Here is an 8,808-nt window from a genome sequence, read left to right as displayed (position 1 = left end):
CGGCGGCCTTGCCGTGCTGCATCCACGCGCCGGAGCCCATCTGCCCGAAGCTCAAAAGCGATAAACTCCGGGGTCTGGGGCGGAGCCCCAGTTTCTTGCCAGAAAAACAAGATGTTACACCTTTGCTATGCAGAGACCGCAGAGGTGTTTTGAATGAAAGGCTTGCAGAAATTATGGGGCTCGTTTCCGGCCGAAGCTCGCGGCCCGAAGGTGCGATCACGGCGATGGAAATATCCCGGGTTAAGAAAGAAAGCAGCCCGGACTCGGGTCTGTTGTTTTCAGCATATTTCCGTCTATTCCGATCTATCAGAAGCGACGAACGCGAAACCGCTGTGAAAAGTACAACAAAGTGCAAGGAAGGACAACAAGCGGTTAGTCCGAAAACTGCATGAACCGCAGAGATCGCAAAGTACGCAGAGAAGAAATTGGCTCAAAACAAGACCATCTCACGTCGTAAGCGGCGCTAATCTGAAAAAACAGACTGTCCATGAGGCCCACTCCGTAAAGTTTCTGTAAGTCTTTTAATTCAAGACACCTCTGCGGTCTCTGCGATCTCCGCGGTGAAATATCTGGCCTAAGCCCTATGCCTTCCCGCAAATCGCTGTGAAAAGTACAACAAAGTGCAAGGTAAGTGCAATTGCGGTACAACCCGTCCTGTTATTCCACTGTAACGCTCTTGGCCAGGTTGCGGGGCTTGTCGACGTTGCAGCCGCGGGCGACGGCGGCGTGGTACGCCAGCAGTTGCAGCGGCACGACCGTCAGCAGCGGCTGGAGCGGGGCTGGGGCGTCGGGGACGTAGATCACGTGGTCGGAGTGCTTGGCGACGAGTTCGTCGCCCTCAGTGGCAATGGCGATCACGCAGCCCTTGCGGGCGCGGACCTCTTCGATGTTCGAGATGATCTTGTCGTACGTGCCGCACCGCGGGGCCACGAACACCACCGGCATGCCGTCGGTGATCAAGGCGATAGGCCCGTGCTTCATCTCGGCGGCGGGCAGGCCCTCGGCGTGGATGTAACTGATTTCCTTGAGCTTGAGCGCCCCTTCCAGGGCGACGGGGTACTGGTACCCGCGCCCCAGGAACAGCCAGTTCTCCCGCTTGCAGTGCTTCTCGGCGATGTCCTTGATGTGGTCGGACTGACCCAGGACGGTCTTGATCTTCTCGGGGATGGCCGCCAGTTCGGTCATGTACCGCTGCATCTCGAACTGCGACATGTACCGCCGCCGAGCCAGCGTCAGGGCGATCATCGCCTGGACGGCCAACTGGCAGGTGAAGCTCTTGGTGGCGGCGACGCCGATCTCCGGTCCGGCGTGGAGATAGACTCCGGCGTCGGTCTGGCGGGCGATGGTCGAGCCGACGGCGTTGACGATGCCCAGGGCCATGGCGCCTTTTTCCTGCGCCTCGCGGAGGGCGGCCAGGGTGTCGGCGGTTTCGCCGGACTGGCTGATGGCGATGACGAGCGTGCCGTCGTCGATGATGGGGTTGCGATAGCGGAACTCGCTGGCGTACTCGACCTCGGTGGGAATGCGAGCGAGGTCCTCGAACATGAACTCGCCGACGAGCCCGGCGTGCCACGCCGACCCGCAGGCAGTGATGATGATCTTGCGCGTCTTGGCCAGGTCGCGGCAGACGCCGGAGAGGCCGCCCAGGCGGATGACGTGCTCGCGCATGTCCAGGCGGCCGGACAGGCTCATCGCGATGGTCTGGGGCTGCTCGAAAATTTCCTTGAGCATGAAGTAATCATAGCCGCCCTTCTCGATCTGTTCGAGCGAGCCCTCGACCTGCTCGATCTGCTTGGAGACGATGACATTGTCGATGGTCATCGTCCGCAGTCCGCGGCGGTCGAGGACGGCCATCTCGCCGTCGTCGAGATAGATCACGTTGGCGGTGTGTTCGAGAATCGCCGCGGCGTCGGAGGCCACCACGTATTCGTCGGTGCCCACGCCGATGATCAGCGGGCTGCCCTTGCGGGCGACGATCATCTTGTCGGGGTCGTCGCTGCTGACGACCGCCACGCCGTACGTGCCCGTGACTTCGCGCAGGGCCGCCTGGACGGCCGCCTCGAGCGTGTGCGTTCCGTTGCCGTGGCTGACGAACTCGCCGATGAGCTGCACGAGGACTTCGGTGTCGGTGTCGCTCTTGAAGACGTGGCCCTTGGAGACCAGGAACTGCTTGAGGGTCGAGTAGTTCTCGATGATCCCGTTATGCACCAGGGCGATCTTGCCGCTGTCGTCGGTGTGCGGGTGGGCGTTGACCTCGTTGGGCGCCCCGTGCGTGGCCCAGCGCGTGTGGGCGATGCCCATCGTGCCGCCCGCCAGCGCCGCGTCACTCTCGACCATCTGCTGCACGCCGGCGACGCGCCCGGGCTTCTTGTGGATGACGAGCCGCCCATCGGTGCAGATACACACGCCGGCGGAATCGTACCCGCGGTACTCCAGGCGCTTGAGCCCCTCGATGAGGATGTTCCGCGCCTGTTTCTTACCGATATAGCCGACGATTCCGCACATGCCGTAGCTCCAAAAAATCGGTGGCACAGATTCTCGGGCCTGTGGCCGTCGCACCCCCGACCGTCACCGCACAGACCCTACAATAGCGTCCCCGCATGGGGCAAAACAACACGATCCGCTTGAGCCGCCCTGCCCCCGCCGGGCCGCCGGAAAAGCCAAGACCCTTGAGATTATCGGTAAAACGCGCCACTGCGTTCAATTAGGCTTAACCGCCGCGGCAGGGAGAATCTTCCATGACCGCACGATTCCATCCTTGCCTGCCGACAGGAATCCTTTCCCGTCGGGCCAAAACGCCAGGCAGGTCAGGTTGGCCGCAGGCAGCTTGACGCTCATGAGGATTTTACGCGTCTGGAGGTCCCAAAGACGAACTTCGCCGCCGGCGTCGCCGGCGAGCACGCTCTCCATCCGCCCCGGCGAGGCGGCCAGGCACAGCACCGTCGCATCGTGGGTCCCGACCAGCCCGGATGTCTTGGGCTTGAGCGTCTGGATGTACACGCCCTTTCCGCTGGCGGCCACCGCGCGATCCTCGCCGTAGACTACCGCGGGGATGGGCTTCTCCGACTCGGGCAACGGCACGCCGAATACCTCGGGCAGGCTGTGACTCTTGACCACCATGTTCCACCGCCGCAATCGCCGGTCGCGATGGGCGCTGACGGCATATTGACCGTCCTCGCTGAGGGCGACAGCCGTGGCGGCTTCGGTGATCTTTCGGTCGATGCTTGGGACGAGCTTTTCAAAGCTGCGGGCGAAGGCGTCTTCGGTCGAGACCGAGACGATCTGCTTGTCCATCTCGCGATACTTGAGAGCCTGGGCAGGACGCTGGTGAACGGAAAAGATCTTCTGGCTCTTGTCGCCGGAGGTCGGCCAGACTTCAACGGTTCGCCCGATCCCGGTCAGGAGGTACTTCTGCCCGCCCACGACGGCGAAGGTGACCGAGACGGCCTCGCCCTGGGCGGTGCTTTTGTACGTTCGAATCTCGCCGCCGCTGCCGCTGAAAAGTTTGACGGTTCCGTCAGCGCCGCCGGCGGCCAGCAGCGACCCGTCGGCCATCATCGCCAGGCTCGTCACGCGGCTGGTGTGCTTGTATTGGCGCAGTTCCCTGGCCGACATCGCCGGCGGGGGCTGCGTGTCGGCGGGCTTACCCGCGTCCTGGGCGGCGTATTCCGGCGGCAGAGCGTTGCCGGCGATGAGCTCGCGAACGTCGCCCTTGTCGACGATGGTCTTGCCGCCCTTGTCGAGATAGACGAAGTATCGCTGCCCCTCGTCGAGCACCGCCCCCTGCATCCGCCGGCCGTCCTTGAGAATGAGCCAGTCCCCCAGCACCGCCCCGCCGCCCAAAGCCAGCACCGCCGCGGCGGCCACTACGATCCGGGCTCGACCTGCACTCATGACGTTCTCCAAATGAAGGCGCCGCATCAGAGAACAGTAGCGTATCAAAACCCTCCCGCGGCGGCAAGGCGACGCGGAGGGCGGCAGGCGGTCATGGTCCGTGGCGGCGGAGGAGGTCGGCCGCCTGTCGGGCGGCGGGAGTGTCGGGATACTGCTCGATGATCTCTCGCAGGGATTGCATGGCCTGAGGTTTGCGGTTGTTCGCCAGGAACAGTTCGGCCACGCGCAGGGCGGCGGCCGCTTTGGCCTCGGGCGAATCGTCGCCCTGCGAGGCAGGCGCGGCGGGCGCCGCCAGGCGGAGTGGTCCGTCGATCTCGCGGTCGGCGACGGGCTGGGCGTTTATGCACGGAGGCTTCCACGCGATTTTGGGCGCGGTCGGCTTGGTGAGGGCGGCTTTGGCCTCGGCGAGGCCGGCCTTGGCGATCTCGTATCTTTTGGCCGCGTCGCGGACCTTGCCGGCCAGTTCCGCGTTCTGCTTGAGCAGGGCGTCGATGGTCGTGGCCACGCCGCGATATTTCGCCTCGACGTAGCGGCGGTATTCTTCCAGCGGCTTGGTCTGCCCTTCGCGCTGCTCGCGGCTGCGAACTTTGTCGTATTCGGCGGTCCATCGCTTGGCGTCGGTCCGCAGGGTGACGATCTTCTCGGCGTTGGCTGCCGCGGTGGTCTGGCAGAGTTTCACCTCGGCCGAGAGCGACTCGATCTCCTTCTCCCGGGCGGTGACGATAGTGTTCAGGCTGTCGGCATCGGCGAGGCCCTTCTTGAACAGATCGAGGGTCTGCTGATACGCCTGCGCGAACGGCGGCTCGAGCTTCCACATCGCCTCGTTGTCGCGGAGCAGCTTTGCCGCTTCGGGCGTCATCGGCACGGTGAGCTTCATCGTCTCGCAAACGGCCATCAGTGCCCCGAGGTTGCTCAAGGCCGAGGCGTCGCTGGGCGCCAATGCCGCGGCCCGCACCGCCGGGTCCAGCGCCTGCGAATACTTGCCCTCTTTGGCCAGGCGATAGTACGCCACGACCGACCAGGCCGTGCCGTTGGAAGGCTCAATGCGGACCAGTTCCGCCGCGGCCAGGTGCGCCAGTCGCGGCAGGCCCAGCGCCAGCATCTTGAGCATGTACGCCCGGCGCAGCGCGGCACTGTTCTTTCCGATCGCCCGCCCGCGATTGAACAACGTCATAGCCTCGCCGGGTTGGTCGGTGGCGTTGATCTGATCGATGATGGCCTGCACCTGCGGCGGCTCGGCCGGGCGCGACGCCGCCGCCTGACTGCTCGCCGCCGGTTGCGTCGCCGCCGGAGCGAGCAGCTTGTGGCAATCAAAGCCGCGCCCTTTGTTGAAAAGGAATGCCACCTCGTCGGCCGACAAGGCCCTGTTCCACACGGTCAACTCGTCGAAGGTCGCCGGCGCCGTGCGAGCCAGGTAGAACGCCCCGCCGCCCAGGTCGCCCTTGACGGTCAAGGCGCTGCTGGAACGCTTCAACTCACCTTGACCCGCCGCGTTGCCATAACACACAAGGGTCCTGCCCGCGGCGGTCTCTTCCACGACGAAGGCGAAGAAGCACCAGGTCTGGGCCTTGTACTTGCGGTACGCCCAGTCGAAATGCACCTGATCGAGCACCTGCTGGCCGGCGGCATTGCGGCAGTGGAAGCCCCAGTTGCCGTTGCTGCGCATCGTGAAGACGAACCCGCGGCCGTCCTTGCCCGCCAGCGTGCCCATGATTTCCGTGCCGTTGCTGACGCCATAGGCCCGGCACCAGCCGGCCAGGGTGAAGGCCTTGTCGAACTTCATGGCGTTGGGCGCCGGGATGACGAGGTAGCCCTTGCCAGCCGCAGCGCCGCCCAGTTCGGCCGCCCCGCCGCCGGCGAAGGTGTCGGTGGCCGAGATCTTGGCCGACCCGCGGGGCAGCGCGTCGGGGTTCATGCCGGCGGCGTCTTTGAACGTCTCGTCAAATGGATAGTACGCTGCCAGGTCCTGCCGCATCGCGCCCAGGCGCGAGCTTTCATCCACATCTCGCGCCGGCTGGCCCTCACCGTCGGCAAGGACCCTCGCCGCCGGTCCGGCCTCGGTGCTCAAGAGCAGCAGCGAAGCGGCGGCGAGTTGCAGACACAGCAGACGACATTGCTGGTGCGGCATGCGATATTCCTCAAACATCATTTCTCGCCCGAGCCGCCTGAACGCGCAAGGAGACTCATCGATATTCCTCCTGCAATATACCCTCCTCTTCAGTCTTCACGATCATTCCTTTGAACATTCTTGTGCCATATTTGAACAACGACACGCGAGACACGGCAGATGCGCATGGCAACGGGCGGCCATCGCTGACCGCCCGTTGAGACAGCACTGGAGAATAAATTCTCGGTTAGTTCCTGCGCCGCCGAATCAGCGCCGCCACGGCGCCGATGGCCAGCAGGCTCATCGTCGCCGGCTCGGGGATCCCGATGACGCTGGTCAGGTCCATCCCGGCCCCGCCGTTGTACAACTCGGCCGTCTCCGCGTCGGTCAAGGCACGATTCCACAGGACCACTTCGTCCATTGTCGCATTGAAGTTGTAGCCCATTCGCAACGCGTTGGTATTATTGACGCTGCCATCAAAGACGATGGGCGCTCCGGTAGTAGCCGCAGCGTTTCCCGGAACAGCCACTGTGCTGCGAACCGTCTTGATCAATGAGGCATTCTGGGACTTCTGCACCCACGTCGTCACTGAGCCGGCCGTGGGATCCACGGACATGGCGAAGAACATCCAATTGGTGTTCGTGCTGGCGCCCCAGGCCCAGATGTCGCCCAACCAGATCGTCTGTTCCACTTGGGTGTTAGTGTCGTATTTCAAAGTCCAGTTGCCATTGCTTTCGACGTTGATGTACCACCCTGCGCCGCCAGCAACCCCTGGCCCAATCGGCGAGGCGCCACTCTGGTGTGCGTTGACCCGGAACCAGAAGGCCGTCGAGAACGCCCCGGAGCCGAAATTGAAGGCGTTCGGCTGGGCGATGTCCACGCGATCAGTGTAACCGCCACCGTTGAGAGCGCCCACATCTGCCGCTCCGTTACCGATCTTGTAGACGGTGTTGGAGATGACTGCACTGTTGATCAGCGTTCCGCCGGGATTATCGCCCGTAGCATCCTGCGTATCGGCGTTGAACGAATAATACGCAACCGCCCCGGTGCTCAGATCCGCCTGAGCCAGCGAAGACACACCCACCAGCACCATTGCCGCTGTTATCCCTTTCCACTGCAACATATGCCATCCTTTCCAAATGAAGAAAACTGTGCTTGCCATGACTGACTTTTCAGGCCAATAACCTCCCGCACCGGATCAGCCCGGACCGGCCCTTCCAAAACGCGTCCTCGCCGCCCGCCAATTGGGGCCACACGTTTCTCGCACGAATCGCTCTCCGTTCCTCTCATTTGCACCCTGAGTATACCACTATTCCAATTCTGCGCACTCATTGCTTTGGACACTCGTATGTCATTTTTGAACACTCCTCAAACAAGCGCCCGACGGATACTGTCCGCGTCCGCTGCTTTGCGGTAGAATTGTGAGTATGGATCTGCTCAGGCAAACCGAAGAGGCGGCCATTGCGGCTAACGCGCCATTGGCGGTGCGCATGCGGCCGCGGACTCTTGACGAGATCCTCGGGCAGGAAGACTTCCTGGGCGAGGGCAAGATGCTTCGGCGGATGCTGGCGGCCGACCGGTTGAGCAGCTTGGTGTTCTTCGGCCCGCCCGGCTCGGGCAAGACGACGCTGGCGCGGGTGATCGCCGACCACTGCTCGGCGGCGTTTCACGAGCTCAACGGGGCGTCGGCGTCGGTCAAGGACGTGCGCGAGGTGATCGAGCAGGCCCGCGTGCGGCTGGGGTCGGGCGGTCGCCGGACGGTGCTGTTCATCGACGAACTGCACCGGTTCAACCGGGCGCAGCAGGACGTGCTGCTCAACGACGTCGAGAACGGCGTCATCATCCTCATCGGCGCCACGACGGAAAACCCGTTCTTCACCATCAACTCGCCGCTGCTATCCCGCTCGACGGTCTTCGAGTTCAAACCGCTGGGCGAAGAGCAGATCGCCGCCCTGCTGCGGCGGGCGCTGGCCGACGACGATCGCGGCCTGGGCGCCATCAACGTCCAGGCCACCGACGAGGCCCTGGCGCACCTGGCGAAGATCTCCGACGGCGACGCCCGCCGGGCGCTGACGGCGTTGGAGGTCGGGGTGATGAGCCAGGTCACGCACACCGGCAGCGATAAGCCCGTCGCCTTCGACATGGCCGTCGCCCAGGAGTCGATCCAGCAAAAGGCAATCCAGTACGACCGCACCGGCGACATGCACTACGACGCCATCAGCGCGTTCATCAAGTCGATGCGCGGCAGCGACCCCGACGCGGCGGTGTACTGGCTGGCCCGGATGCTGACGGCCGGCGAAGACCCGCGGTTCATCGCCCGACGGATCAGCATCCTGGCCAGCGAAGACATCGGCAACGCCGACCCGCGGGCGATCACCGTCGCGGCCAGCGCGTACGCCATTGTCGAGCGCATCGGCATGCCCGAGTGCCAGCTCACGCTGGCGCAGGCGGCGATCTACATGGCCACGGCCCCCAAGAGCAACGCCTCGTACAAGGCGATCTCGGCGGCGACGGACGACGTCCGCACCGGGCGGACGCTTCCGGTGCCGCGTCACCTGCGCAACGCCCCGCACCCGGGGATGCGCGAGCAACTGGGCAACGCCGAGGGGTACCAGTACAGCCACGACTTCGCCGGCGGGATCAGCCCCGACCAGGATTACCTCGGCGTCGACCGAACGTACTACCAGCCCACCGACCGCGGGTACGAGAAGCACATCGCCGCGTACCTGGAATGGGCGAAGAAGCTGCGGGAAAAAGGTTAGCGGCGGAGCTTGCTCCGCGCGGTTTCTGAGGATGCGAGCAACCGC

6 protein-coding genes are annotated in these 8,808 nt (G+C 64.0%); 2 read left to right on the top strand and 4 right to left on the bottom strand.

All coding sequences use genetic code 11. The features are described 5' to 3' along the window. Window positions 1-392: hypothetical protein (locus ABFD92_14865; GenBank protein ID MEN6505819.1), on the top strand; the 392-nt coding region annotated here is incomplete at its 5' end. A 265-nt stretch (window positions 393-657) separates the two neighbouring features. On the opposite strand, the gene glmS is transcribed toward ABFD92_14865, so the two are convergent. The 4 genes from glmS to ABFD92_14845 form a co-directional block, all read right to left on the bottom strand. Further along, window positions 658-2,505, bottom strand: coding sequence for a glutamine--fructose-6-phosphate transaminase (isomerizing) (gene glmS, locus ABFD92_14860; protein MEN6505818.1), 1,848 nt, complete (start codon window positions 2,503-2,505; stop codon window positions 658-660). A gap of 195 nt (window positions 2,506-2,700) precedes the next feature. Beyond that, the gene (locus tag ABFD92_14855) at window positions 2,701-3,894 is read right to left on the bottom strand and encodes a hypothetical protein (GenBank protein MEN6505817.1); all 1,194 of its coding nucleotides are present in this window, start codon (window positions 3,892-3,894) and stop codon (window positions 2,701-2,703) included. A gap of 91 nt (window positions 3,895-3,985) precedes the next feature. Continuing rightward, the gene (locus ABFD92_14850; GenBank protein MEN6505816.1) at window positions 3,986-6,022 is read right to left on the bottom strand and encodes a LamG-like jellyroll fold domain-containing protein; all 2,037 of its coding nucleotides are present in this window, start codon (window positions 6,020-6,022) and stop codon (window positions 3,986-3,988) included. A 226-nt stretch (window positions 6,023-6,248) separates the two neighbouring features. After that, window positions 6,249-7,124, bottom strand: a complete 876-nt coding sequence (locus ABFD92_14845) for a LamG-like jellyroll fold domain-containing protein (GenBank protein ID MEN6505815.1) — start codon at window positions 7,122-7,124, stop codon at window positions 6,249-6,251. Window positions 7,125-7,428: 304 nt separating this feature from the next. Between ABFD92_14845 and ABFD92_14840 the strand changes: the two genes are divergently transcribed. Further along, the gene (locus ABFD92_14840; protein MEN6505814.1) at window positions 7,429-8,763 is read left to right on the top strand and encodes a replication-associated recombination protein A; all 1,335 of its coding nucleotides are present in this window, start codon (window positions 7,429-7,431) and stop codon (window positions 8,761-8,763) included. The last annotated feature ends 45 nt before the right edge of the window (window positions 8,764-8,808 follow it).

The organism is Planctomycetaceae bacterium, from assembly GCA_039680605.1.
In the GTDB taxonomy this organism is placed as follows: Bacteria; Planctomycetota; Phycisphaerae; order SM23-33; family SM23-33; genus JAJFUU01.
This window is presented reverse-complemented; position numbering and strand designations above follow the sequence as displayed.

What these genes read in the sequence shown, in the direction of transcription:
- glmS (MEN6505818.1), bottom strand. Translation starts at nt 2,505, where the DNA reads ATGTGCGGAATCGTCGGCTATATCGGTAAGAAACAGGCGCGGAACATC.
- ABFD92_14855 (MEN6505817.1), bottom strand. Translation starts at nt 3,894, where the DNA reads ATGAGTGCAGGTCGAGCCCGGATCGTAGTGGCCGCCGCGGCGGTGCTG.
- ABFD92_14850 (MEN6505816.1), bottom strand. Translation starts at nt 6,022, where the DNA reads ATGCCGCACCAGCAATGTCGTCTGCTGTGTCTGCAACTCGCCGCCGCT.
- ABFD92_14845 (MEN6505815.1), bottom strand. Translation starts at nt 7,124, where the DNA reads ATGTTGCAGTGGAAAGGGATAACAGCGGCAATGGTGCTGGTGGGTGTG.
- ABFD92_14840 (MEN6505814.1), top strand. Translation starts at nt 7,429, where the DNA reads ATGGATCTGCTCAGGCAAACCGAAGAGGCGGCCATTGCGGCTAACGCG.